Below are 23,516 nucleotides of genomic sequence, written 5' to 3'. Positions count from 1 at the left end.
CACACTCCCACTCCCCCCACCCATGTCGCGGCCCGTTCCGGCGCGTCAGCACCGAAGGAGACAGACATGTTTCGTTGGGGTGTCATTTTCCTGATTGTCGCACTGGTTGCGGCCGCGCTTGGATTCGGCGGCCTGGCCGGTACGGCAGCCTACGCGGCCAAAATCGTTTTTGTCGTTGGCCTCATCCTCTTCGTGCTCAGCCTGTTTTCCCGTCGCGGCTGACCGGCCGCTCCGGGGCACGAAGTCCAACCTGCAAGGAGAAAGACCATGAACAGTGATACGTTTGAAGGCAAGTGGGAACAACTGAAGGGCAAGGTCAAGGCCGCCTGGGGCGAGCTGACCGATGATGACCTGACCCGCATCAATGGCAAGGTCGAGCAGCTCAACGGCCTGATCCGCGAGCGCTACGGCCGAACGAAGGAGCAGGCGGAAACCGAAATCCGCGCCTTCCTCGACCGCCACAAGTAACCGGCGTTCACCCACGGCAAGCCCGCAGACGGAAAGGTCTGCGGGCTTGCTGCTGTCTGCCGTCAGTCCTTGCCGTACAGCGCCAGCGCACGCTGCCGCTGCACGGCATGGTCGACGATCGGCGCCGGATAGTCATGCGACAGCCGGAAGCCGGGCGGCAACTGCCTGGCCTGCCACGGCGCGTGGATGGCCTTGTGGTCCAGCGCGGCCAGTTCCGGGACGAAGCGGCGGATGAAATCGCCGCGCGGGTCGAATTTCTCCGACTGGGTGACCGGGTTGAAAATGCGGAAGTATGGCTGGGCATCGCAGCCGGTCGAGGCGGCCCACTGCCAGCCGCCATTGTTGGCGGCCAGATCGAAATCCAGCAGCTTTTCGGCGAAATACGCTTCGCCATGGCGCCAGTCGATCAACAGGTCCTTGACCAGAAAGCTGGCACTGACCATGCGCAGCCGGTTGTGCATCCAGCCGGTCCGGTTCAGCTGACGCATCGCGGCGTCGACCAGCGGATAGCCGGTCCGTCCCTCGCACCAGGCGTCGAAATGCTGCGGGTCGCCGGGGAAGGCCAGGCCCTCGTACTCCGGCTTGAACGACCGCCCTTGACCGACCCGGGGATGGTGCCAGAGGATCTGGTGGTAGAAGTCGCGCCAGATCAGTTCGTCGAGCCAGCACATCGCGCCGTCCGAACCGTCGGCCCAGGCGAACTGCGCCAGTTGCCGGATAGAGATCGTGCCGAAGCGCAGGTGGACCGACAGCGCCGACACGCCATTGTCGGCCGGGTAGTCGCGCAGGGTGCGGTAATGGGCGATGCGTGGCTGAAAGGCCGCAAACAGGGCCTGCGCGCCGGACATCCCGGTCGGCACGCCGGGGTCGGCCGGCGCAAAGCCGAGTTCGGGCAGGGACGGGAACGGTTGCGGCGGCAGCGGCGCCAGTGCTGTCAGGTAGCGTTCCACCGGATAGGCCTGCAGGAAGAACGGATCGAGCTTTTTCCGCCATGCGTTCCGGTACGGCGTATAGACGCTGTAGGGCGTCCCGGATGCGGTCAGGACCTCGTCACGCTCGAACAGCGTCACGTCCTTGCTGGTGAGCAGCGTGCGCCCGTCTGCGGCCAGGGCGGCAGCCACGGCATCGTCACGGGCGATGGCGGCCGGGTCATCGTCGCGGTTGGCAAACACGGCGTCGGCACCCAGCGTGCGAGCCAGTTCGGGAATCGCCTCGCAGGCATCGGCATGGCGGACCAGCAGATCGCTGCCGTGCTCGCGCAGCGCCTGCTTGAGTTCGGCCAGCGAGCGGTGGATGAAATCCACCCGGCGGTCGGCCCTTGGCAGTGGTTCGAGAATGGCGCGGTCGAATACGAAGACGCACACCACGCTCCGGCTGTGCTTCAGGGCCTGGTACAGCGCGGCATGGTCGGACAGCCGCAGGTCGCGGCGGAACCAGCAGATCGAGATATCAAAGCGTGTCATCGCGTACCGGAGAAAAACGGCAAGGTGTCGAGTGTACGGGATGGCGGCCGACGACAATAAAAAAGGCGCCACCGCAGTGACGCCCAAGGCTTTGATTCAAGCTTGCGTGAAGAACACCCTGCTGGCCGATGCGCGGCACAGCATGGGAACAATGTACGACCGCCCGTTCGTGCCGGCCATGGCTAAGCAGCACGTCATTGACCGGGGTCAAGTACGGCACAAAAGCCCGTTTCGCCAAGGGTTTGCCTGCGACCGCCATATCCGGCAGGCTGCCGCACGGGTACAATGCGCGCCGTTTTGCCGTTAAAGCCGGTCGGCCGCTCCAGGACGACCACAGAAGGATTCTCCCCATGGCCATCCAATGGTTCCCCGGTCACATGCACAAGGCCAAGCGCGAGTTTGCCGACAAGCTCGCCGAAGTCGACGTGGTGATCGAGATGTGCGATGCGCGTCTGCCGATGTCGTCGTCCAACCCGATGATTTCCCGTCTGCTCGAGACCCGGCGGCCGAAGCTCAAGATCCTCAACAAGCAGGATCTGGCCGATCCGGCCACCACCCGGGACTGGCTGGCCTGGTTCGCCTCGCAGCCGGGGACCGGCGCGATTGCGCTCGACAATGGCGAGAGCAATCCGAAAAAGAAGATTATCGACGCGGCGCGCGCACTGGTGCCCGGTCGGGTGATCGGTGCGGACCGGCCATTGCGGCTGATCGTGTGCGGTATTCCCAACGTCGGCAAATCGACGCTGATCAACAGCCTGATGGGCAAGAAGATCGCCAAGACCGGCAACGAGCCCGCCATCACCAAGGCGCAGCAGCGCATCCAGCTGACCGACGAAGTCGTGCTGTTCGATACCCCGGGCATGCTGTGGCCGAAGATCGAGCATGAGCGTTCCGGCTATGCGCTGGCCGCCAGCGGCGCTGTCGGCCGCAATGCGATGGACGAGGCCGAGGTGGCGCTCGAACTGCTGGCGATGCTGATGCCGGTCTACCCGGCCGAACTGATGGCGCGCTACAACCTGAGCGCGCTGCCGGACAGCGATGTAGCACTGTTCGAGGAAATCGGCCGTCGCCGTGGCGCCATGCGTGCCGGTGGCGTGCTGGACGAGCAGAAGGCGGCCGAAGTGGTGCTGAACGACTTCCGCGACGGCCGTATCGGCCGGCTGACGCTGGAAACACCGGCGCAGTGGGAGGTCATGGCCCGGGAAATCGAAGCCCGGCTCGAAGCCGAGCGGCTGGCTGACGAGGCCGACCGCGCCGAGCGCAAGGCGCGGCGCGAAGGCCGCAAGGACAGCGCCGAGTAGCATGCAGGGCACAAAGAAGGGGACCGCGAGGTCCCCTTCTTTTATTCGTCGCTGTCTATCCCCAGCTCCTGCACCTTGCGTGTCAGCGTGTTGCGGCCGAGCCCGAGCAGGGACGCCGCCTCGACCCGGCGCCCGCCGGTGTGCGCCAGTGCGGTGCGGATCAGCGTGCCCTCGAACTCGCGGGTCAGCGCGTCGATGATGCCGGTCTCGCCACGGCGTAACTGCTCGGCGGCGACGGCGGCCAGGCTGCCGGCCCAGTCGCCGGCTGTCGCCGGATGGTGGCCTGCGACCGCGTCCCCGCCGCTTTCCTTCAGCTCCGGCGGCAGGTCGGCCGGCTCGACGGTCTGGCCCGGTGCCATCACTGTCAGCCACTGGCACAGGTTCTCCAGCTGGCGGACATTGCCTGGGAAGGCATAGTCGGCCAGCTGGGCCATGGCGGCTTCCGACAGCCGCTTGGCGTCGACGCCAAGGCTGGACGCGCTGCGGGCCAGGAAATGCCGGGTCAGCAGCGGGATGTCCTCGTGGCGCTCGCGCAGCGGCGGCAGACGCAGGCGGATCACGTTCAGGCGATGGAACAGGTCCTCGCGGAACTGGCCGTCGCGCACGCGGGATTCCAGGTTCTGGTGGGTGGCGGCGATGACCCGCACATTGGCCTTGATCGGCATATGGCCGCCGACGCGATAGAACTGCCCGTCCGACAGCACCCGCAGCAGGCGGGTCTGCAGCTCGGTCGGCATGTCGCCGATTTCATCCAGGAACAGCGTACCGCCCTCGGCCTCCTCGAAGCGGCCGCGCCGTTGCGCGGTGGCGCCGGTGAAGGCACCACGCTCGTGGCCGAACAGCTCGCTCTCCAGCAGATCGCGCGGGATGGCGGCGGTGTTGATGGCGATGAACGGCTTGGCGGCACGCGCCGAGTGGCGGTGCAGCGCCTGCGCGACCAGTTCCTTGCCGGAGCCGGATTCGCCGGTGATCAGCACGGTGACGCTGGACTGGCTGAGCCGGCCGATGGCGCGAAACACGTCCTGCATTGCCGGCGCCTGGCCAAGCAGCACCGGCAGCGGTTCCAGCGTGTCCGCCGGGCGGTCGATGCTGGCGACCTCGCCGAGTGCGCGTTCGACCAGCTGGACGGCCTGATCGATGTCGAACGGCTTGGGCAGGTACTCGAATGCGCCGCCCTGAAAGGCCGAAACGGCGCTGTCGAGATCCGAGTGCGCGGTCATGACGATGACCGGCAGTTGCGGATGGTCAGCCTTGATCTTGCCCAGGAATTTCAGTCCGTCCGTGCCCGGCATGCGGATATCGCTGACTATCACCTTCGGCGTGTCGTCGTACATGGCGTTCAGGGCATCGTCGGCATTGCTGAAACTCTGGAAGGCGATGCCGGCGCGGGCCAGTGCTTTTTCCAGAACCCAGCGGATGGACTTGTCGTCGTCGATAATCCAGACCGGTGCAGTGGTCATGCGCTTTTCTCCAGGAACGGCAGGAGCACGGTAAAGCAGGTGCGTCCTGGCCGGGATTCGAACTCGATGGTTCCTTGGTGCTGATGCACGAAGGTCTGTGCCAGCGTCAGGCCCAGTCCGGTTCCCTCGGCCCTGCCGGTCACCAGCGGGTAGAACACATGGTCGTGCAGGTCGGGCGGGATGCCGGGGCCGTCATCGATGATCTGCAATTCCAGTGCCAGCGCGTAGCGGCGGCGTGCCAGCGTGACCTGGCGGGCGATGCGGGTTTTCAGGCGGATGGTGCCGTGGCCGGCCATGGCCTGTGCCGCGTTCTTGACGATATTGAGGACGATCTGGATCAACTGCTCCTTGTCGGCGGTCAGCATCGGCAGGCTGATATCGTAGTCGCGGAGAACGTGCAGTCCGTCCGGATACTCGGCCAGCAGCAGGCTGCGCACCCGTTCCAGCACTTCGTGGATATTGACGTCGTCCTGCACATGGCGCCGGTTCGGCGCCAGCAGGCGGTCGACCAGCGATTGCAGGCGCAACGCCTCGTTGCGGATGACATCGAGGTACTCGGTCAGGTCCGGGCGGTCATCGAGTTCCAGTGCCAGCAACTGCGCGGCACCCCGGATGCCGCCAAGCGGGTTCTTGATCTCGTGGGCGAGATTGCGGATCAGCTCGCGGTTCGCCTGCTGCTGGATCAGCAGGCGTTCCTCGTTGGCGATGCGGATCTGCTGGTCGATCGGCCGCAGCTCCAGCAGCGCCGCCGCGCCGTTGGCGTCGATCGGCGTCAGCGAGCAGTACAGGTGCAGGTGCAGCTGGTTGGTGGTGTCCAGTGTCAGATCGTGTTCGGTGAAACTGACATCGTTGTCGACGGCGGTGGCCAGGCCGCGCATCAGCGGCTGGGCATTGACGAACAGGCTCGACAGGGTGTGGCGGACCAGTTCGCGACTGCCCAGTGCCAGCAGGTTTTCGGCTGCCGGGTTGGCGTGGAGGATGGCGCCCTCGCGGTTGACGGCGAGGACCGCCGTGTCGAGCAGGGCAAGACCGGCGAAAACGGAATCGGGCATCGGCAGCCAAAAGGGAATGAATAACGACGATAAAGCAAAATGCCTGCCATGTGGCCGGCACCCGTGCCGGGCTCAGCGCGGACGGTCGGGCAGACGGCGCGGCGCGGGCCGGATGTCCATGTCGATATCGCGTACCGGTGCCGGCTGGCGATCACTCGCTGGCGGGATCGGTGCGATGGTGCCGAAGCGGGACGGCGGCGCATACGGCGCGGTCGGCACCGGGCGCGAGAGCCGGATGTCGGGCGGCGTCGGGTATGGTGTCGTGCCGTCCACCGGCACGGGCGCGGCGGTTACCGGCAGCGCCAGCAGCGCAGCCAGCAGCGGAAGGGCGGGGCGCAGAGTCATGCTGCCGATGATACGCCATCGACCGGGTCGGAAAAGGCTGAAAAAAGTGACCACGTCTAACGGACGGGCGAAGCGGGGTTTCCCCGCGGCGGCGGGGACGGAAGCGGGGCAGATCCTGTCAGCCGGCGTGCACCGCGCCACGGTGAACGTCGGTGCCCGGCCGTGCAAAAAAACCGGGGGACTGTCGTGTGACAGTCCCCCGTATCAGCCGGGCGGGCTCCCGGTGTTCCGGTGCCCGCCCGGCCAGGCCCTTACAGGCTGTAGTACTCGTCGAACTCGACCGGGTGCGGCGTCATGCGGATGCGGTTGACTTCCTGCATCTTGAGTTCGATGAAGGCATCGATCCACTCGTTGCTGAACACGCCGCCACGGGTCAGGAAGTCGCGGTCCTTGTCGAGCTCGCCCAGCGCTTCGTCCAGCGACGCGCAGACGGTCGGGATCAGCTTGTCTTCTTCCGGCGGCAGGTCGTACAGGTTCTTGCTGGCCGGTTCGCCCGGGTGGATCTTGTTCTGCACGCCGTCCAGGCCGGCCATCATCAGCGCGGCGAAGCACAGGTACGGGTTGGCCGAAGGGTCCGGGAAGCGCGCTTCGATGCGGCGGGCCTTCGGGCTGGCCACGTGCGGAATGCGGATCGAGGCCGAACGGTTGCGGGCCGAGTAGGCGAGCTTCACCGGGGCTTCGTAATGCGGCACGAGGCGCTTGTACGAGTTGGTGCCCGGGTTGGTGATCGCGTTCAGCGCCTTGGCGTGCTTGATGATGCCGCCGATGTAGTACAGCGCGAAGTCGGACAGGCCGGCATAGCCGTCACCGGCGAACAGGTTCACGCCGTCTTTCCAGATCGACTGGTGAACGTGCATGCCCGAGCCGTTGTCGCCGCAGATCGGCTTCGGCATGAAGGTGGCGGTCTTGCCGAAGCTGTGGGCGACGTTCTGCACCACGTACTTGGTGATCTGGGTCCAGTCGGCGCGCTGGGTCAGCGTGCTGAAGCGGGTGCCGATTTCACACTGGCCGGCGGTCGCCACTTCGTGGTGGTGCACTTCGACCGGCACGCCGAGTTCTTCCAGCACCAGGCACATTTGCGAGCGCATGTCCTGGAAGCTGTCGACCGGCGGGACCGGGAAGTAGCCGCCCTTGACGCGCGGACGGTGGCCGGTGTTGGCGCCGTCGAGCGGATCGGCGGACGACCAGGCGGCTTCTTCCGAGTTGATCTTCACGTGGCAGCCGGACATGTCGGCGTGCCAGGTGATGCTGTCGAACACGAAGAATTCCGGTTCCGGACCGAAGAAGGCGACATCGCCGATGCCGCTGGCCTTCAGGTAGGCTTCAGCGCGCTTGGCGATCGAACGCGGGCAGCGGTCGTAGCCCTTGCCGTCGGCCGGATCGACCACGTCGCAGGTCATGAACACCGTCGGTTCGTCGTAGAACGGGTCGATGAAGGCCGTCGCCGGGTCGGCGATCAGCAGCATGTCGGAGGCCTGGATACCCTTCCAGCCGGCGATGGACGAGCCATCGAACGCATGGCCGTGCTCGAACCAGGCTTCGGCATCTTCGGTCAGGACGTGCGCCGGGATGGTGACGTGCTGTTCCTTGCCCTTGGTGTCGGTAAAGCGCAGGTCAACGAACTTTACGTCGTTATCCTCGATCAGTTTCTTAACGTCGGCAGCCGCCATACAAATCTCCCAAAGTGTTCAGGTGTTACGAGTCGTTCAAGTTGAGGTCCGGGCGCACCGGATAGCTGGCAGAAGACATAGCAGAAACTGTGCCATGCCCGCTGTCGCGGCATTCCCGGGGACTGGACGCCGTCCCGTCCGGCTCGCTCAATGGCATGATGCACCATAAGCGTGCAATTTGCCGTGCGGTGGCACAAAACCGGTGCATTGCTGACGGGCATGCACCGGTTTGGACCGTCCGGCGACTGCCGGACAAGCCTTGTCATTGTCCGTGCATTCGCTGCTACTATAATCGCCCGAACATGACACCCGGCTTGCTGGCTTCGCGATGGACGACACAATTGACACAATTCTGGCCCGGGCCGCGACACGCGGACGCGAAGCGGGCAGCGCCTATGCCGGTGAGGTGACCCCGGCGGAGGCCTGGCGACTGGTCGAACTGGGCGCCGCGCGCCTGGTCGACGTGCGCAGCGCTGCCGAGTGGAGCTTTGTCGGCATGCCGCCGTCCGCGACCGGCATCGAATTCAGGACCTGGCCCGGCATGCAGCCCAATCCGGCCTTTGCCGGCCAGCTCGAAGCGGCGGTGGCGAAAGACCTGCCGGTCCTGTTCCTGTGCCGCAGCGGGGTCCGCTCGGTGGCCGCCGCCACGCTGGCGGCCGGGCTGGGCTACCAGGCCTACAACATCCTCGACGGCTTCGAGGGCCCGCTCGACGGGCAGGGCCAGCGCAACCGCCTTGGCGGCTGGCGTGTCAGCGGCCTGCCATGGCGGCAGGGCTGAGCCGCCCCGCGACCGAATTCCGAATTTCCCTTTGCGATAGTGACCATCATGACCCAACGCTACGCCGTTATCGGCAACCCGATTGCGCACAGCCAGTCGCCGTACATCCACCTCGAGTTCGCCCGCCTGCAGGGAGTGCCGCTGGCCTATGAACGCCTGCTGGCGCCGCTGGACGGCTTTGCCGCCAGCGTGCGCGATTTTGTCGCCGGCGGCGGCCACGGACTGAACGTGACCCTGCCGTTCAAGCTCGAAGCGCATGAGCTGGCGCGGCAGCACCTGACCGAGCGTGCCCGTGCGGCCGGGGCCGTCAATACGCTGACTTTCCGCGATGGCGAGGTCCATGGCGACAATACCGACGGTATCGGCCTGACCCGTGACATCACCGTCAACCTCGATGTCGCCATCGCCGGCAAGAATGTGCTGGTGCTGGGCGCCGGCGGCGCCGTGCGCGGCGTGCTGCTGCCGCTGCTGGAGCAGAAGCCGGCCAGCGTCACCCTGGTCAACCGCACGCTGGACAAGGCGCAGCAGGTTGCGGCCGACTTCGCCGGCTGGGGCCGGATCGAGGTCTGTGCGTACGAGCAACTGGCCGGACGCCACTTCGACATCGTCATCAACGGCACGTCGGCCGGCCTCAGCGGCGCGCTGCCGCCGCTGCCGGACGGGGTGCTGACCGACAGCGAGCTGGTCTACGACATGGTGTACGGCAAGGGCCTGACGCCGTTCCTGGCGCGGGCGCAGGCCGAACGGGCCGGCATGCTGTCCGACGGACTGGGCATGCTGGTCGAACAGGCGGCCGAGTCGTACCGGATCTGGCATGGCGTGCAGCCGGAGACACGTCCGGTGATGAACAGCCTTCGCGATTTGCTGGCATGACTGACGGCTGCGCCGTTACATGCCCGACCCACGGCCGGTTCTTCCGGCTCAGACTGCTGATAAAGGTGGGCACCGACGGTCACCGTGGCGTCGGTGCACGCCCGACTGACAGGATCTGCCGTGAGTACGGCAGTCTGTCTGATTGACTCCTGCCTCTTCCGTCCCCGCCGCTGCGGGGAAACCTCGCTTCGCTCGTCCGTTCTTCAATGGACGGGGTTTGTGGGCAGTCTGGGCCGGTTCTTCCGGCTGTTTTCTTTTTTGCGGAGCTTTTCGTGAAGTTGCTTTTCAAGCTGGTCGGTCTGCTGGCCGCGGTGTTCCTGCTGTATCAACTGTGGCTGTTCGGGCACATCCTGTACTGGAAGTGGAACAACCCGTCCACGACCGCCTTCATGACCGAACAGCAGGCCGTGCTGGCCGAAACCAATCCCGATATCGAGATCCGCTATCGCTGGGTGTCGTACGACCGCATTTCCAGCAACCTGAAGCGGGCGCTGGTCGCCAGCGAGGACGCCAAGTTCCTTGCCCACGAGGGGTTCGACTGGGAGGGGATGCAGACCGCCTGGGAGAAGAACATGCAGAAGGGCCGCATCGTCGCCGGCGGCTCGACCATCAGCCAGCAACTGGCGAAGAACCTGTTCCTGTCGTCCAAACGCACGCCGTGGCGCAAGGCCGAGGAGGCCATCATCACCGTGATGCTGGAAGCGGTGATGGACAAGCGGCGCATCTTCGAGATCTATCTGAACGTGATCGAGTGGGGCAATGGCGTGTTCGGCGCCGAAGCGGCGGCCCGGCATTACTACAAGACCGGCGCGTCGCGGCTGTCGGCGTCGCAGGCAGCCAGACTGGCGGCCATGGTGCCGAATCCGCGCTATTACGATGATCACCGCAATGATTCCCGGCTCCGGCGCAAGGCTGCCATCCTGCAGCGGCGAATGGCCTACGCCGACATCCCGTAATGTTTGCGCCGCATCATTGCGCCGGTGTCCGGCGCGCGTGGCGCACGCCGGATCGCGATCGACGCGATGGCGTGCGGCGCAGCAATTTTCGTCAGCAGTCTGGCGTGGTTTATTGCGCCGGCGTTACAATTCGCGCCCTCTGTGTACTCTGCCGGGCGCACCTTTCCCCGGCTCCAACCATGGACTTACCCAGTTACCCGCCGCCTTCTCCCTACAAACATAACGACTGACGTATTCGCCGGCGCCGATCTTCCGTGCGGGTACGGGAGACGACTTGCATGACCGTCGATACCACAAGAAACCAGGACAACCTCCAGGCCAGCCTGACGCAGGTGCAGAACCTGCTGAACCGCATGCAGCTGGTCGAGGATCTCGTCCACAAGCAGGACATGCCTCGCCAGCAGCTGGTCGAGAATCTGGTCCACAAGCAGCACAGCGCCGAGTTGAGCAAAAAGCTCGACCAGCTCCACCCCGCCGACGTCGCCTACATTCTTGAATCGCTGCCGCTGGACGAGCGGCTGCGGGTGTGGGATCTGGTCAAGGCCGACCGCGATGGCGACATCCTGCTCGAAGTGTCCGACGCGGTGCGCGAGACGCTGATCGAGTCGATGGACCGCGAAGAGCTGGTCGCCGCCGCCGAACAGCTTGATGCCGACGAACTCGCCGACCTGGCGCCCGACCTGCCGAGCCAGGTGGTGTACGAGGTCATGGGCGGCCTGGACCTGAAGGAACGCGAGCAGCTGCAAAGCGCGATGTCGTACCGCGAGGACCAGGTCGGCGGCGTGATGGATTTCGAGCTGGTCAAGATCCGCGCCGATGTGACACTGGAAGTCGTGCTGCGCTATCTGCGCCGCTTCGAGGAACTGCCCGACCACGCCGACAAGATCTTCGTCGTCGACGACGAGGAAACCCTGGTCGGCGTACTGCCACTGAACAAACTGCTGATTTCCGATCCCGAATCCGAAGTGTCGTCGGTCATGGCGCGCGATGTGGTCACCTTCCTGCCTGACGACGACGTCGGGGATGCGGCCCAGGCGTTCGAGCGCTATGACCTGGTGTCCGCACCAGTGGTCGACAGCAATTACCGGCTGGTCGGCCGGCTCACGGTGGCCGACATGGTCGACTACATCCGTGAGGAGAGCGAGAGCGAAGTGCTCAGCATGGCCGGCCTGAAGGAAGAGGAAGACCTGTTCGCCGGCGTGCTGGCCTCGGTGAAGAACCGCTGGGCGTGGCTGGCGGTCAATCTGTGCACGGCCTTTGTCGCCAGCCGGGTGATCGGCGCCTTCGAGCATTCGATCCAGAACCTGGTCGCGCTGGCGGCACTGATGCCGATCGTGGCCGGGATCGGCGGCAACTCCGGCAATCAGACCATCACCATGATCGTGCGCGCACTGGCCATGGGCCAGATGCAGCTGAACCAGGCATGGCGGTTGTGGCGCAAGGAAATCGGCGTCAGCGTCATCAATGGCCTGGTCTGGGGCAGTGCGCTCGGCGTACTGGCCTGGGCGCTGTACGGCAGCTGGCAACTGGGGGTGGTGATGACCACGGCGATGACGCTGAACCTGGTGCTGGCAGCGACCATGGGGGTGATGATCCCGACGCTGATGCAGAAACTGGGACGTGATCCGGCGCTGGGTTCCAGCGTGCTGATCACTGCCTGTACCGATTCCGGCGGCTTCTTCATCTTCCTCGGTCTCGCCACCGTGTTCCTGATGTGATGCGGACCGTCGCCGAATTGCTGGCCGGCAGCGGTCTGCCGAGGCTGGAAGCGCGCATGCTGCTCGAGCAGGCGGCGCGCATCGGCCGTACCCGTCAGTCGACCTGGCCCGAGCTGGAAGTGCCGGAGGCCGATGCCGCCCGCTTCGATGCGCTGGTCGCCCGCCGGCTGGCCGGCGAACCGATCGCCTATCTGGTCGGGGTGCGCGAGTTCTTTGGCCGGGATTTCCATGTGGCGCCCGGCGTGCTGATTCCGCGGCCGGAAACCGAAGTGCTGGTCGAGTTTGCCCTCGCGCATCTGCCACCACAGGCGCGCTGTCTGGACATGGGCACCGGCAGCGGTGCCATTGCCGTCAGCATTGCGCTGGAACGGCCCGATACCGACATGACGGCGCTCGATGTGTCGCCGGCGGCGCTGGCGATCGCCAGCGGCAATGCCCGCGACCTTGGCGCACGCTGCCGCTTTCTGCTGTCCGACTGGTTTGCCGCGCTGGAAGCCGGCGAGACGTTCGATCTGATCGCCTCGAATCCGCCCTATGTCGCCAGTGGCGATCCGCATCTGGAACAGGGGGATCTGCGTTTTGAACCGCCGGGCGCGCTGACCGACTTTGCCGACGGCCTGCAGGCGATCCGCCTCATTGTCGCCGGCGCGGCATCGCGCTTGCGGCCGGAAGGCTGGCTGGCGATCGAGCACGGCTACGACCAGGGAGAGGCCTGCCGCACGCTGTTTGCGGCGGCCGGGCTGGAGCGGGTCGTCACGCTGCACGACCTGGCCGGGCTGGACCGGGTCACGGTCGGCCAGCGGGCTTGATCTGATGCGTATGCCAGTGTCGTCACTGCTGCGATAATGCATAACGCCGCCCGAAAGGGCGGCGTGAGCTGGTGCAGGGAGAAGGAAGCGGCGCGGCAGCAGACCCGCCGTTACGCTTCACTCTCCCGAATGCGGGGGCCGATCAGTGGTGATGGCCGCCTGCACCGTGCACGTGACCATGGTCGAGCTCTTCCTGGCTTGCCGGGCGGACTTCGGCCACCGTGGCGACGAAGCGGATGGTGTGACCGGCCAGCGGGTGGTTGCCGTCAACGACGACCTTGCCTTCGGAGATGTCGGTCACGCGGAACACGACGACGTCGCCGGTTTCCGGATCGTCAGCTTCAAACATGGTGCCGACGTCGATTTCCACGTCGTCAGGGAACACGCTGAGGTCTTCGACGCGGACCAGCGATTCGTCCGGTTCGCCGAACGCATTGTCCGGGTCCAGCTTGACGTCGATGTTGTCGCCAGCGGACTTGCCATGCAGGGCTTCTTCCACCAGCGGGAAGATGCCATCGTAGCCGCCATGAAGATAGCTGATCGGCTCTTCGGTCTTGTCGATCAGGTTGTTGTCGGCGTCGTACATCTCATAGTTGAGCGACACGACGGTATTCTTGGCGATTTGCATGAGGGTTTTCCTGAAAGAGTTTCGGGCTCACGGCCAACGCCGTGCTGCCCGGCATTGTAATGTAATCCGGAGGGCCCGCCGAGCCGGGCGCCATATGAAAATGAAAACGCCGATCTCTTTTCTGGGCGGATTGACCGCCGAGCAGTTCCTGTCCGAATACTGGCAGAAAAAACCCCTGCTGGTGCGGGGCGCCTTTCCCGACGTCGGTCCGCATGCCGATCTGGCGGTGCTGTCGGCGCTGGCGCAGCGTGATGACGTCGAGTCACGGCTGATCGAGTCGCGCGCGGGGCGCTGGTTCGTCGAGTCCGGCCCGTTGCGGCCGTCCCGGCTCGCCCGCCTGCCGGAAAGCGACTGGACCCTGCTGGTACAGAACGTCAACCACCACCTGCCGCATATTGCCGACCTGCTGTGGCAGTTCGATTTCCTGCCGTATGCGCGCATTGACGACCTGATGATCAGCTATGCGCCACCCGGCGGGACGGTCGGGCCGCATTTCGATTCCTATGATGTGTTCCTGCTGCAGGTCGGCGGCCGCAAGCGCTGGCAGATCGGCAGCCCGGACAACCAGCGGCTGCAGGAAGGCGCGCCGATCAAGGTACTGGACTCGTTCACGGCGCTTGATACCTGGGAGCTGGCGCACGGCGACATGCTGTACCTGCCGCCGAAGCTGTCGCACTACGGCGTCGCCCTCGATGCCGGCATGACCTATTCGGTCGGCTTCCGTGCACCGACGGTGCAGGAAATGGCAACCCAGTTCCTGGTGCATCTGCAGGACTCGATCTGTCTGGACGGCATGTATGCCGATCCGGGACTGCGTCCGGTCGACGCACCGGCCCGCATCGGCGACGACATGGTCGAACAGGTCGCCGCGATGCTGGAACGCATTCACTGGGATCGCGACACGGTGGCTGATTTTCTCGGTCGTTACCTGAGTGAGCCAAAACCGCACGTGTTCTACGAGGGCCCGGACGCGGCGCTGGATTTCGACGCATTTGCCGATGCGGTGGTGGAGCAGGGCATCAGGCTGGACCTGAAGAGCCAGATCCTGTTCACCGACGACGCGGTGTACGCCAACGGTGAGCGGCTGGAGACCGGGGCAGAGGATGCCGCACGCTGGCAGCAGTTCGGCAACGCCCGTCATCTGGCGGGGGCGGCCGTGTCCGACGGCATGCTCGACGCGCTGTACGAGGGATACGAGGCCGGTTACTGGCAACTGGGTGAAAGTCGCCCGGCTGCAGACTGAAACAGCTGGTAAAAGTCGGGCCCGGTGAACGGTTGATGCTTGAATACAACAGTTCGCCGGGAGCCCGGCGCCCCTCGCGGCGGCGTTCAATGCGTCGCTTTGTTACCAAGGGTGAGTGTTTTCGGCAGCATTGTTATCCGAATCTTATAGATAAACCTGATTGACATACTTGTCGGCCACAAATGCCGACAAAACCGCTATTTGGCGTTTCAGTACCGGTTTGCTTTGTAACGCTTTGTAAGATGAACGCAGATGGTCGCAGATCGAACATTCTGCCGCCTTTTCCGAACATCAAAACATGCTACAATCCGCCCCAACAGCTAACCGTAATGCAACACACACCTCGGGTTGGCTGCTGTCTTTGTCCAACGCTACTTCCCAAATAGGTATACAAATGAAACAGTCGCTCCTCGTTGCTGCCCTGCTGGCCGTTGCCCTGACCGCTTGCGGTAAAAAAGAAGAAGCTCCGGCTGCTGACGCTGCTGCTCCGGCTGCTGAACAACAAGCTCCGGCTGCTGACGCTGCTGCGCCGGCTGCCCCGGCTGCTGACGCTGCCGCTCCGGCTGCTGACGCTGCTGCCCCGGCTGCTGACGCTGCCGCCGCTCCGGCTGCTGACGCTGCTGCTCCGGCTGCCGCTCCGGCCGAAGAAAAGAAGTAATCTTTACTTCTCCAGCGAAAAAGCCGACCTAGGTCGGCTTTTTTGTTGCCCGCCACTGGCGGGAGATCCATGCAGATACGCCCACGGCCTGTGCCCGGGCGTATTTGCATGTGTGCTTGCGCAACGGCAGGCATGAAAAAACCCCGGGAGGGCATCCCGGGGTTTCTGTCGTTTCTGCTCAGCGCAACTGGGTGGCCAGTTTCTGCAGTGCGGCGTCGCGCACCTTGCCATCGACCGGCTGACCGTTCGGGTCGAGCAGGCTGACGCGGCTTTCGTTGTCACTGACCTGCTTGACCACGACGCGGTAGCTGAACTCCTGGCTGACCTTGCTGCGGGTGTCCGGTTTGTCGCGCCAGAAGGCGAGGCTGGACCAGAAACCGCTGTCGTCGTCGCCCTTGCTGTCGGCATCGCTCTTGGCCGGACGAACAAAGTAGGTCCCCGCCGTGCGGTCGCGGTCGGTCACGATCAGGCCGGTGCGGTCCAGCGCCAGGCCGGTACGGCGCCAGGCGCGGTCGAAGCCGTCGTCGACGACAACACTGTCGCCATCGACACGCGCGCGAGAGCCGGCGGCCTGCTGCGACTTCGGCTGGGCGGCCTGTTCGACGGCATCCTTGGCCTTCTTCTCGTCGGCGCCGAGGGTGACCATCAGGCGGCTGAGGAATTCGGCTTCGAGCTCGGGATCATCCGGGCGCGATTGCCACTTGGTGTCGTTCTTGCCTTCGGTAAAGCTCTCCACCATGCCGCGATGGCTGATGTAGATCTCGACATCGCTGCCGTGGCGCTCGAAGCGGGTGCGGAAGCGGTCGCGTTCCGGCGTCGAGTACAGGCCGTCGAGGCCGACTTTCGACAGCAGGTTGCGCAGCCCGTCCTGCGGGATCTTGGCGCGGTTTTCCGCCCAGTCGGTTTCCATGATGCCGACCTGCGGCTCGTCGCGCTTCAGCACGAAGCCGTTGTCCTGCCAGAACTCGCGCACTTGCGGCCACAGCTGCTCGGCGCTCTTGCCGCTGACGACCAGCCAGCGCTGGGTGCCGGCGCGCTCGATCTTCAGGTTGGCGCTCGGCGAGGCGGCGACCTGGGCGGTGCCGGCAGCAATTGCGGACTGCTGCGACTGCTGCGATTGCTGCTGGCTGGCCAGACCACGGGCGGTCACGCCGCCGGACGGCAGCGCGAAGTTGTTGGTCAGGTCAGGCGCGGTCAGGTCCGGCGGCACTTCCAGCGTGCGTTTCGGCGCCGGGGTATCGCTCTGGTAGTCGATCTTGGACTTGCCGCCTTCGGTGGTCGAAGAGCAGGCGGCGATGCTTGCCGTGGCAATCAGAAGGGGAATCAGGTGACGGCGTTTCATCCGTGCTCCGTAAGAATGGTTCAGATCAGGTTGGCAGCGACCAGCGCGGCTTCGACTTTGGCCTGGCCGGCCGGGGTCAGCGGGACCAGCGGCAGGCGGATACCGCCCGCGATGCGGCCCATGCGTTCGAGTGCCCACTTGACCGGGGTCGGGTTGGCTTCGCAGAACAGGTTCCTGTGCAGATCCTGCAGCGGATTGTTGATGGCGCGCGCCGCCTTCACGTCGCCGGCCAGTGCCGCGCGGCACAGATCGGCCATCTGCTTCGGGGCGACGTTGGCGGTGACCGAGATCACGCCATGGCCGCCACAGAGCATGAAGGCCATGGCAGTGGCGTCGTCGCCGGTGAACAGCGCGAAATCCTTCGGCGCCCGCTTGACCAGGTCGCAGCAGCGTTCGAGGTCGGCGGTGGCGTCCTTCAGACCGACGATATTGTCGATCTCGGCCAGGCGCAGCGCGGTATCGTTGCCGAGGTCGGCGACGGTGCGGCCCGGCACGTTGTACAGAATGACCGGGATGTCGACCGCTTCGGCAATCGCGCGGAAGTGCTGGTACAGCCCTTCCTGGGTCGGCTTGTTGTAATACGGCACCACCGACAGCACATGGCTGGCGCCGAGGCGCTTGGCCTCGCGGGTCAGCGCAATCGCTTCGTGGGTCGAGTTGGCGCCGCCACCGGCGATGACCGGGATGCGTCCCGCCGCGCGCTTGATGACCGACTCGACCACCTGCAGGTGCTCGTCGACCGTCAGCGTCGCTGACTCGCCGGTCGTGCCGACGGCGACGATGCTGCTGGTGCCGGACTCGATGTGAAAATCGACCAGACGGTCCAGCGACGCAAAATCGACGCTGCCGTCCTCGAACATGGGGGTCACGATCGCGACCAGACTTCCGCTAAGCATGGGACTGCCTGTCATGTGTTCAAGGTTTACGAGCGCAGGATTGTAGCCCAAATCTTTCGCCGCGCGCGAATGCGCCCGGCATGCAATCGTAATGAATTGTTGCGGCGCGACGGCATGGGTCGGTGACGGACTGCTGTGATAGAATCCGCTGTTTTCCGGTTATCGGACAAACCTTTAGGTGACGAGGAATCTTCACGCGTGATTACTACCGCGAACATTACGATGCAGTTCGGCGCAAAGCCGTTATTCGAGAACGTGTCGGTCCGGTTCGGCGAAGGCAACCGTTATGGCCTGATCGGCGCCAACGGCTCGGGCAAATCGACGTTCATGAAAATCCTCGGCGGTGATCTGGAACCGACCTCGGGCAATGTGTCGATCGAGCCCGGTCTGCGCCTGGGCAAGTTGCGTCAGGACCAGTTCGCCTTCGAGAATCAGCGAGTGATCGACGTCGTCCTGATGGGGCACGGCGAGATGTGGGCGGCGATGAGTGAGCGCGATGCCATCTACGCGAATCTCGAGGCGACCGAGGACGACTACATGCGCGCGGCCGAGCTTGAAGCCAAGTTCGCCGAGTACGACGGCTATACCGCCGAAGCGCGTGCCGGCGAACTGCTGCTGGGCGTCGGCATTCCGCTGGAACAGCACAACGGCCCGATGAGCGAAGTGGCGCCGGGCTGGAAGCTGCGCGTGCTGCTGGCACAGGCGCTGTTCTCGAATCCGGACATCCTGTTGCTCGACGAACCGACCAACAACCTGGACATCAATACGATTCGCTGGCTCGAGGATGTGCTGAACCAGCGCAACTCGACCATGATCATCATTTCGCACGACCGCCACTTCCTGAATGCGGTGTGCACGCACATGGCCGACCTCGACTACAACACCATCACCGTGTATCCGGGCACCTACGACGACTATATGCTCGCCGCGGCCCAGGCACGTGAACGGCAGATGTCGTCGAACGCGAAGGCGAAGGAACGCATCCAGGAACTGCAGGAGTTCGTGGCGCGCTTCTCGGCCAACAAGTCCAAGGCACGTCAGGCGACCAGTCGCCTGAAGCAGGTCGACAAGCTGAAGAGCGACATGGTGGTGGTCAAGCCGTCGACGCGGCAGAACCCGTTCATCCGCTTCGAGCTCGACGACAAGATGAAGCTGCACCGCCAGGCAGTGGAAGTCAGCGGGCTGTGCAAGGCCTACGACGACAAGGTGCTGTTCCGCGACCTGAACCTGATTCTCGAAGCCGGTCAGCGCATCGCCATCATCGGTCCGAACGGCGCCGGCAAGTCCACGCTGGTCAAGCTGCTGGCCGGCGCGTACCAGCCGACCTTCGGCGACGGCATTCATGCCGATGCCGGCCGGATCAAGTGGGCGGAAAAAGCCCAGGTCGGCTACTTCGCCCAGGATCACGAGTCGGACTTCGATTCGGACGACAACCTGTCCGAGTGGATGCGCGAATGGGCGCAGGAAGGTGATGACGAGCAGGCCGTTCGCGCGACCCTCGGCCGCCTGCTGTTCGGCAGCGACGACGTGACCAAGTCGGTACGCGTGCTGTCCGGCGGCGAGAAGGGTCGCATGCTGTACGGCAAGCTGATCCTGCAGCGCCCGAACGTGATGATCATGGACGAACCGACCAACCACATGGACATGGAGTCGATCGAATCGCTGAACATGGCGCTGGAAAAGTACACCGGCACCCTGATCTTCGTCTCGCACGACCGCCAGTTCGTCAGCTCGCTGGCGACCCAGATCATCGAGCTCGACGGCACCGGTGGCTACACCCACTACACCGGCAGCTACGACGACTATCTGGCGTCCCGCGGCCTGGTGTAGGTACCAGCCGACGGGCGGTACTGCCGACGACAGTGTTCGCCGTGCAGCCCGTCCGTCCGAAACAGCAAGAAACCCCGGCCAGTGGCCGGGGTTTCTTGCTGTTCGGGGCTTTGGGGCCCGCTTTACGTTTACGTTAAATACGACATGGGGGTTTTGACCGGCCACAACCCTTGGGTTATAGTCCGCCGTGTTCGGTGCAGTGCAACATAAGGCACCGCGCCGGGCCCGAATAACGTCAAAATCGATACTCGCGGACGGGGGAATGCCGGTGTGTGCTGCCGCAGCATGGTGCACGACGGGCTCCGGTCGTTACGGGAGAGGATGGAGCGTGGCACTCGCCGTTTTGGGCCGGTCGTAATCCATTCAGAAAAGGAACTGCAATGCGTCTGCAAGGGAAAGTTTCCATCATCACCGGCGCCGCCAGCGGCATCGGCCACGCAACGGCCCTGAAGTTCGCCGCTGAAGGCGCGATCGTTGCCGTGTGTGACCTGAGCCAGGAAGCGGTCGACAAGGTCGTCAAGGAACTCGAAGCCACTGGCGCCAAGGCTGCCGGCTACGTGGTCAATGTGACCGACCGCGCGCAGATCAACGACATGGTCGGCGACCTGAAGGCCCGCTTCGGCCGCATCGACGTGCTGGTCAACAACGCCGGCATCGTGGCCGACGCCCAGCTGGTCAAGATGACCGACGAGCAGTTCGACCGCGTGATCGACATCAACCTGAAGGGCGTCTACAACTGCGCCCGCGCCGTGGTCGACACCATGATCGAACAGGGCAGCGGCGTGATCCTGAACGCCAGCTCGGTGGTCGGCGTCTACGGCAACTTCGGCCAGACCAACTACGCGGCGACCAAGTTCGGCGTGATCGGTTTCGTCAAGACCTGGGCCAAGGAACTCGGCAAGAAGGGCATCCGTGCCAACGCCGTGTGCCCGGGCTTCGTCGCCACCCCGATCCTGAAGTCGATGCCGGAAAAAGTCATCCAGGCCATGGAAGACAAGGTGCCGATGAAGCGCATGGCCGACCCGGCCGAAATCGCCAACGTCTACGCCTTCCTGGCCAGCGACGAAGCGAGCTACATCAACGGCGCCGCCATCGAAGTGACCGGCGGCCTGACGCTGTAAGCGCAGCCGGAACGAAAAAAGCATCCTGCAGAGGATGCTTTTTTTTCGTCCGGACCAGGCGCCCTAGCTGCGGGCGACGATGGAGTTGGTGCGCGACGCGTAGCGCTTGACCCCGGTCAGGATTGCATCGGCGATCTTGGCCTGGTGCGACGACGTCACCAGCCGGGCCTCTTCGGCCGGGTTGGAGATAAAGGCCGTCTCGACCAGGATCGACGGGATGTCCGGCGCCTTCAGTACCGCAAAGCCGGCCTGTTCGACCTTGCCGCTGTGCAGGCGGTTGATGTCGCCGATCTCGCCGAGCACCGACTTGGCCAGCCGCATGCTGTCGTTGATGGTCGCGGTCTGGGTCAGGTCCAGCAGCGTGTGGGCCAGGTAGCGGTCGCGCCCGGCGTCGATCCTGACCCCGCCGATCAGGTCGGCGTCGTTCTGGGTCTTGGCCAGCCACTTGGCGGCGGTGCTGGTCGCGCCCTTGTCCGACAGCGTGAACACCGAGGAGCCGTTGGCGGCCGGGGTGGTGAATGCGTCGGCATGGATGGAGATGAACAGGTCGGCATTCGCCTTGCGTGCCTTGGCGACCCGCACCCCGAGCGGAATGAAGATGTCGTCGTCGCGGGTCAGCATCACGCGCATGCCCGGCGTGGCGTCGATGCGGCGTTTCAGCTGCTTGGCGATCGCCAGCACCACATCCTTTTCGCGTGCGCCGCTGGGGCCGATCGCGCCCGGGTCCTCGCCGCCATGGCCGGGGTCGAGCATGACCAGAAACTCGCGCCGGCCGCGATCCGGCTGGCGCGACGGCGCGGCGTCCTTGTCCCGGGCCGGCGGCGGCGTGGCCACATCGTTCTGGATCTTGCCGTTGTTGTAGTCGTTCAGCAGCGCCAGCAGCGGGTCGGCGCTGTGGGTCGGATACAGGTCGATGACCAGCCGGTGGCGGTACTCGGACACCGGTGGCAGCGTGAACACCTGCGGGTTGACCGGTGCCTTGACGTCGAGCACCAGCCGTACCGTGTTCGGGTCGAACTGGCCGGCGCGGGCGGCGCGGATATACGGATCGTCGCCGAGAATGGCATTGCCGACGTCGCGCAGCGCAGCGTTCAGCTGCACCCCCTCGATGTCGATGACCACCCGGTCCGGGTTCTGCATGGTGAACGAGCGGAACTTCAGCTTCTCGCTGGACTCCAGCGTGACGCGGGTGTAGGTATTGGACGGCCAGCTGCGGACGGCGACAATGGTCGGCGCCGCGGCGCAACCCACGCGCGACAGCGACAGCAGCATGACGGCACCGCCGGCCTGCAGCAGCCGGCGGCGGGTGATCAGAGTCGATTCAGACATTGCATTCCCTTGGCGCTGTGCGCGGTCAGACTGAGCGTGCGCCCGTCACCGTCAGGCAGCAGACGCGCAGTCAGGTCGGGGGCCGGCAACAGCGCCCCGGCTTTTTCCGGCCACTCGATCAGGCAAATGCTGTCGTCGCGAAAGAGCTCGCGAAAGCCGGCGTCCACCCATTCATCCGGATCGGCGAATCGGTAGAGGTCAAAGTGATAAACGGTAAAGGTATCGAATGCGTAGGGCTCGACCAGCGCATAGGTAGGGCTTTTCACCCGGCCCGCATGGCCGAAACCCCGTAAAATGCCGCGGGTCAACGTGGTTTTTCCGGCGCCGAGATCGCCGTCCAGAAAGACCGTCATTCCCGGTTGTAGTAAAGCCGCCAGCCGAACGCCACAAGCGAGCGTGGCGGCTTCGTCGGCCAGAACCCATTCCAGCGTGTCCGTTGCCGTCGCCATGTCCGCATCCATCCCAGAAAACACCGATTATCGCGAATTGACCGATCGAGTCAAAGAGTGGGCGCGCGATCTTGGCTTCACCGACATCAAGATTACCCGGGCGTCATTGCCTGTCGGGGCCGAAACCGGTCTTGAATCGTGGCTGGCCGCCGGATTTCATGGTGACATGGATTATATGGCCCGGCACGGCTTCAAGCGCGCCCGGCCCGCCGAGCTGGTGCCGGGCTCGCGCACGGTCATCAGCGTGCGGCTCAATTACTGGCCCGGCAGCGCGCACGATGCCGACCAGCAACTGGCTGACCCCGATCGTGCCTACATCTCGCGCTATGCGCTGGGCCGTGACTACCACAAGGTCTTGCGCAACCGGCTGCAGAAGCTGGCAGAGCGCATCCAGCAGGCAGTCGGCCCGTTCGGCCATCGCGCCTTCACCGACAGTGCGCCGGTGATGGAGGTTGCGCTGGCCAGCCAGTCCGGGCTCGGCTGGCGCGGCAAGCACACCTTGCTGCTGACCCGCGAGCAGGGCTCGCTGTTCTTCCTTGGCGAGCTGTTTACCGACCTGCCGCTGGATGTCGATCAGGCGATTGAACCGCACTGCGGCCGCTGCACGCGCTGCATCGACGTCTGTCCGACCGGCGCCATCGTGGCGCCATACACCGTTGACGCGCGGCGCTGCATCTCCTACCTGACCATCGAGCTGCAAGGCGCGATTCCCGAGCCGCTGCGGCCACTGCTCGGCAACCGGATCTACGGCTGCGACGACTGTCAGCTGGTCTGCCCGTGGAACCGCTTTGCGGTGCCGACCGCCGAGGCCGACTTCGCGCCGCGGCACGGGCTGGACAGCGCCAGCCTGGTCGGGCTGTTCGCCTGGAGTGCGGCGGATTTTGCCGAGCGCCTGGCCGGCAGCGCCATCCACCGCATCGGCCACGAGCGCTGGCTGCGCAATATCGCCGTGGCGCTCGGCAATGCGCCGACGACGCCGGCGGTGCTGGCCGCGCTGCAGAGCCGGCTGAACGATCCGTCGGCCCTGGTGCGCGAGCATGTGCACTGGGCCTGGGCCCGGCACGGGCAGTCCGGCGGACATGAGTCTTGTGCCGACAAGGAGTAGACTGGCCGGCTTGTTTCGTTCG

The 23,516-nt window shown here is 64.9% G+C and carries 22 protein-coding genes and 1 pseudogene; 13 read left to right on the top strand and 10 right to left on the bottom strand.

The annotated features are described in order from the left end of the window. The first annotated feature begins 66 nt into the window (after positions 1-66). Entirely contained in the window at positions 67-222 is a 156-nt protein-coding gene (locus tag ACYVG8_RS01580) for a DUF1328 domain-containing protein (protein WP_084299677.1), read from the top strand. A gap of 45 nt (positions 223-267) precedes the next feature. Further along, positions 268-468, top strand: a complete 201-nt coding sequence (locus tag ACYVG8_RS01575; RefSeq protein WP_028497592.1) for a CsbD family protein — start codon at positions 268-270, stop codon at positions 466-468. A gap of 62 nt (positions 469-530) precedes the next feature. On the opposite strand, the gene ACYVG8_RS01570 is transcribed toward ACYVG8_RS01575, so the two are convergent. Beyond that, positions 531-1,931, bottom strand: coding sequence for a cryptochrome/photolyase family protein (locus ACYVG8_RS01570; RefSeq protein WP_107889362.1), 1,401 nt, complete (start codon positions 1,929-1,931; stop codon positions 531-533). Between the two features lie 40 nt (positions 1,932-1,971). Here ACYVG8_RS01570 and ACYVG8_RS01565 point away from each other — a divergent pair, with 40 nt between their 5' ends. Both ACYVG8_RS01565 and ylqF read left to right on the top strand, forming a co-directional pair. Next, entirely contained in the window at positions 1,972-2,238 is a 267-nt protein-coding gene (locus tag ACYVG8_RS01565) for a hypothetical protein (RefSeq protein WP_028497594.1), read from the top strand. A gap of 43 nt (positions 2,239-2,281) precedes the next feature. After that, positions 2,282-3,232: a ribosome biogenesis GTPase YlqF gene (gene ylqF, locus ACYVG8_RS01560; protein WP_331637518.1), complete on the top strand. Its 951-nt coding sequence runs from the start codon at positions 2,282-2,284 to the stop codon at positions 3,230-3,232. A gap of 41 nt (positions 3,233-3,273) precedes the next feature. On the opposite strand, the gene ntrC is transcribed toward ylqF, so the two are convergent. The 4 genes from ntrC to glnA all read right to left on the bottom strand — a co-directional run bounded on the left by ntrC (position 3,274) and on the right by glnA (position 7,759). Beyond that, the gene (gene ntrC / locus ACYVG8_RS01555; RefSeq protein ID WP_028497596.1) at positions 3,274-4,692 is read right to left on the bottom strand and encodes a nitrogen regulation protein NR(I); all 1,419 of its coding nucleotides are present in this window, start codon (positions 4,690-4,692) and stop codon (positions 3,274-3,276) included. Beyond that, positions 4,689-5,744 carry a nitrogen regulation protein NR(II) gene (glnL, locus tag ACYVG8_RS01550; RefSeq protein ID WP_028497597.1) on the bottom strand — a complete coding sequence of 352 codons (1,056 nt, stop codon included), beginning with the start codon at positions 5,742-5,744 and terminating at the stop codon, positions 4,689-4,691. The genes ntrC and glnL overlap by 4 nt, the downstream gene beginning before the upstream one ends. 72 nt (positions 5,745-5,816) lie before the next feature. Further along, complete coding sequence (locus ACYVG8_RS01545; RefSeq protein ID WP_107889364.1) at positions 5,817-6,089, bottom strand: hypothetical protein; 273 nt, start codon at positions 6,087-6,089, stop codon at positions 5,817-5,819. Positions 6,090-6,340: 251 nt separating this feature from the next. Then, complete coding sequence (glnA, locus tag ACYVG8_RS01540; RefSeq protein WP_028497599.1) at positions 6,341-7,759, bottom strand: type I glutamate--ammonia ligase; 1,419 nt, start codon at positions 7,757-7,759, stop codon at positions 6,341-6,343. A 328-nt stretch (positions 7,760-8,087) separates the two neighbouring features. Between glnA and ACYVG8_RS01535 the strand changes: the two genes are divergently transcribed. The 5 genes and pseudogenes from ACYVG8_RS01535 (at position 8,088) to prmC (ending at position 12,893) form a co-directional block, all read left to right on the top strand. Continuing rightward, positions 8,088-8,537: a rhodanese-like domain-containing protein gene (locus ACYVG8_RS01535; RefSeq protein ID WP_028497600.1), complete on the top strand. Its 450-nt coding sequence runs from the start codon at positions 8,088-8,090 to the stop codon at positions 8,535-8,537. A gap of 48 nt (positions 8,538-8,585) precedes the next feature. Further along, positions 8,586-9,410 carry a shikimate dehydrogenase gene (gene aroE / locus ACYVG8_RS01530; RefSeq protein ID WP_028497601.1) on the top strand — a complete coding sequence of 275 codons (825 nt, stop codon included), beginning with the start codon at positions 8,586-8,588 and terminating at the stop codon, positions 9,408-9,410. A 272-nt stretch (positions 9,411-9,682) separates the two neighbouring features. Continuing rightward, positions 9,683-10,366: a monofunctional biosynthetic peptidoglycan transglycosylase gene (gene mtgA / locus ACYVG8_RS01525; RefSeq protein ID WP_028497602.1), complete on the top strand. Its 684-nt coding sequence runs from the start codon at positions 9,683-9,685 to the stop codon at positions 10,364-10,366. Between the two features lie 440 nt (positions 10,367-10,806). Further along, positions 10,807-12,084, top strand: a pseudogene (gene mgtE, locus ACYVG8_RS01520) (magnesium transporter); the annotation flags it as partial. Next, positions 12,084-12,893, top strand: a complete 810-nt coding sequence (gene prmC / locus ACYVG8_RS01515; RefSeq protein WP_107889366.1) for a peptide chain release factor N(5)-glutamine methyltransferase — start codon at positions 12,084-12,086, stop codon at positions 12,891-12,893. The pseudogene mgtE and the gene prmC, both read left to right, overlap by 1 nt. 142 nt (positions 12,894-13,035) lie before the next feature. Here prmC and ACYVG8_RS01510 read toward each other — a convergent pair whose 3' ends face one another. Beyond that, on the bottom strand, positions 13,036-13,521 hold the full coding sequence (locus tag ACYVG8_RS01510; protein ID WP_028497605.1) for an FKBP-type peptidyl-prolyl cis-trans isomerase: 486 nt from the start codon (positions 13,519-13,521) through the stop codon (positions 13,036-13,038). Between the two features lie 100 nt (positions 13,522-13,621). Between ACYVG8_RS01510 and ACYVG8_RS01505 the strand changes: the two genes are divergently transcribed. Next, positions 13,622-14,764, top strand: coding sequence for a cupin domain-containing protein (locus ACYVG8_RS01505; protein ID WP_028497606.1), 1,143 nt, complete (start codon positions 13,622-13,624; stop codon positions 14,762-14,764). A gap of 836 nt (positions 14,765-15,600) precedes the next feature. Here the strand turns inward: ACYVG8_RS01505 and bamC are convergent. Further along, positions 15,601-16,764, bottom strand: coding sequence for an outer membrane protein assembly factor BamC (bamC, locus tag ACYVG8_RS01500; protein ID WP_028497607.1), 1,164 nt, complete (start codon positions 16,762-16,764; stop codon positions 15,601-15,603). Between the two features lie 20 nt (positions 16,765-16,784). Beyond that, positions 16,785-17,660: a 4-hydroxy-tetrahydrodipicolinate synthase gene (gene dapA / locus ACYVG8_RS01495; RefSeq protein WP_107889367.1), complete on the bottom strand. Its 876-nt coding sequence runs from the start codon at positions 17,658-17,660 to the stop codon at positions 16,785-16,787. Positions 17,661-17,858: 198 nt separating this feature from the next. Between dapA and ACYVG8_RS01490 the strand changes: the two genes are divergently transcribed. Together ACYVG8_RS01490 and ACYVG8_RS01485 are read left to right on the top strand one after the other, a co-directional pair. Next, complete coding sequence (locus ACYVG8_RS01490) at positions 17,859-19,490, top strand: ABC-F family ATPase (RefSeq protein WP_028497609.1); 1,632 nt, start codon at positions 17,859-17,861, stop codon at positions 19,488-19,490. 380 nt (positions 19,491-19,870) lie between these two features. Then, entirely contained in the window at positions 19,871-20,611 is a 741-nt protein-coding gene (locus ACYVG8_RS01485) for a beta-ketoacyl-ACP reductase (protein WP_028497610.1), read from the top strand. Between the two features lie 63 nt (positions 20,612-20,674). On the opposite strand, the gene ACYVG8_RS01480 is transcribed toward ACYVG8_RS01485, so the two are convergent. Continuing rightward, entirely contained in the window at positions 20,675-21,940 is a 1,266-nt protein-coding gene (locus ACYVG8_RS01480) for an N-acetylmuramoyl-L-alanine amidase (protein WP_112692168.1), read from the bottom strand. Next, complete coding sequence (gene tsaE / locus ACYVG8_RS01475; RefSeq protein ID WP_028497612.1) at positions 21,922-22,389, bottom strand: tRNA (adenosine(37)-N6)-threonylcarbamoyltransferase complex ATPase subunit type 1 TsaE; 468 nt, start codon at positions 22,387-22,389, stop codon at positions 21,922-21,924. The genes ACYVG8_RS01480 and tsaE overlap by 19 nt, the downstream gene beginning before the upstream one ends. Here tsaE and queG point away from each other — a divergent pair. Continuing rightward, on the top strand, positions 22,388-23,494 hold the full coding sequence (gene queG, locus ACYVG8_RS01470; RefSeq protein ID WP_460744932.1) for a tRNA epoxyqueuosine(34) reductase QueG: 1,107 nt from the start codon (positions 22,388-22,390) through the stop codon (positions 23,492-23,494). The two genes, tsaE and queG, sit on opposite strands and share 2 nt — an antisense overlap. Positions 23,495-23,516 lie beyond the last annotated feature (22 nt).

Source organism: Microvirgula curvata (assembly GCF_054781615.1).
The sequence above is the reverse complement of the archived record's forward strand: the minus strand, read 5'-3'. Positions and strand labels throughout refer to the sequence as shown.

Coding starts and splice junctions, on each gene's coding strand:
- ACYVG8_RS01580 (WP_084299677.1), top strand. CDS start 67: ATGTTTCGTTGGGGTGTCATTTTCCTGATTGTCGCACTGGTTGCGGCC.
- ACYVG8_RS01575 (WP_028497592.1), top strand. CDS start 268: ATGAACAGTGATACGTTTGAAGGCAAGTGGGAACAACTGAAGGGCAAG.
- ACYVG8_RS01570 (WP_107889362.1), bottom strand. CDS start 1,931: ATGACACGCTTTGATATCTCGATCTGCTGGTTCCGCCGCGACCTGCGG.
- ACYVG8_RS01565 (WP_028497594.1), top strand. CDS start 1,972: ATGGCGGCCGACGACAATAAAAAAGGCGCCACCGCAGTGACGCCCAAG.
- ylqF (WP_331637518.1), top strand. CDS start 2,282: ATGGCCATCCAATGGTTCCCCGGTCACATGCACAAGGCCAAGCGCGAG.
- ntrC (WP_028497596.1), bottom strand. CDS start 4,692: ATGACCACTGCACCGGTCTGGATTATCGACGACGACAAGTCCATCCGC.
- glnL (WP_028497597.1), bottom strand. CDS start 5,744: ATGCCCGATTCCGTTTTCGCCGGTCTTGCCCTGCTCGACACGGCGGTC.
- ACYVG8_RS01545 (WP_107889364.1), bottom strand. CDS start 6,089: ATGACTCTGCGCCCCGCCCTTCCGCTGCTGGCTGCGCTGCTGGCGCTG.
- glnA (WP_028497599.1), bottom strand. CDS start 7,759: ATGGCGGCTGCCGACGTTAAGAAACTGATCGAGGATAACGACGTAAAG.
- ACYVG8_RS01535 (WP_028497600.1), top strand. CDS start 8,088: ATGGACGACACAATTGACACAATTCTGGCCCGGGCCGCGACACGCGGA.
- aroE (WP_028497601.1), top strand. CDS start 8,586: ATGACCCAACGCTACGCCGTTATCGGCAACCCGATTGCGCACAGCCAG.
- prmC (WP_107889366.1), top strand. CDS start 12,084: ATGCGGACCGTCGCCGAATTGCTGGCCGGCAGCGGTCTGCCGAGGCTG.
- ACYVG8_RS01510 (WP_028497605.1), bottom strand. CDS start 13,521: ATGCAAATCGCCAAGAATACCGTCGTGTCGCTCAACTATGAGATGTAC.
- ACYVG8_RS01505 (WP_028497606.1), top strand. CDS start 13,622: ATGAAAACGCCGATCTCTTTTCTGGGCGGATTGACCGCCGAGCAGTTC.
- bamC (WP_028497607.1), bottom strand. CDS start 16,764: ATGAAACGCCGTCACCTGATTCCCCTTCTGATTGCCACGGCAAGCATC.
- dapA (WP_107889367.1), bottom strand. CDS start 17,660: ATGCTTAGCGGAAGTCTGGTCGCGATCGTGACCCCCATGTTCGAGGAC.
- ACYVG8_RS01485 (WP_028497610.1), top strand. CDS start 19,871: ATGCGTCTGCAAGGGAAAGTTTCCATCATCACCGGCGCCGCCAGCGGC.
- ACYVG8_RS01480 (WP_112692168.1), bottom strand. CDS start 21,940: ATGTCTGAATCGACTCTGATCACCCGCCGCCGGCTGCTGCAGGCCGGC.
- queG (WP_460744932.1), top strand. CDS start 22,388: ATGTCCGCATCCATCCCAGAAAACACCGATTATCGCGAATTGACCGAT.
- tsaE (WP_028497612.1), bottom strand. CDS start 22,389: ATGGCGACGGCAACGGACACGCTGGAATGGGTTCTGGCCGACGAAGCC.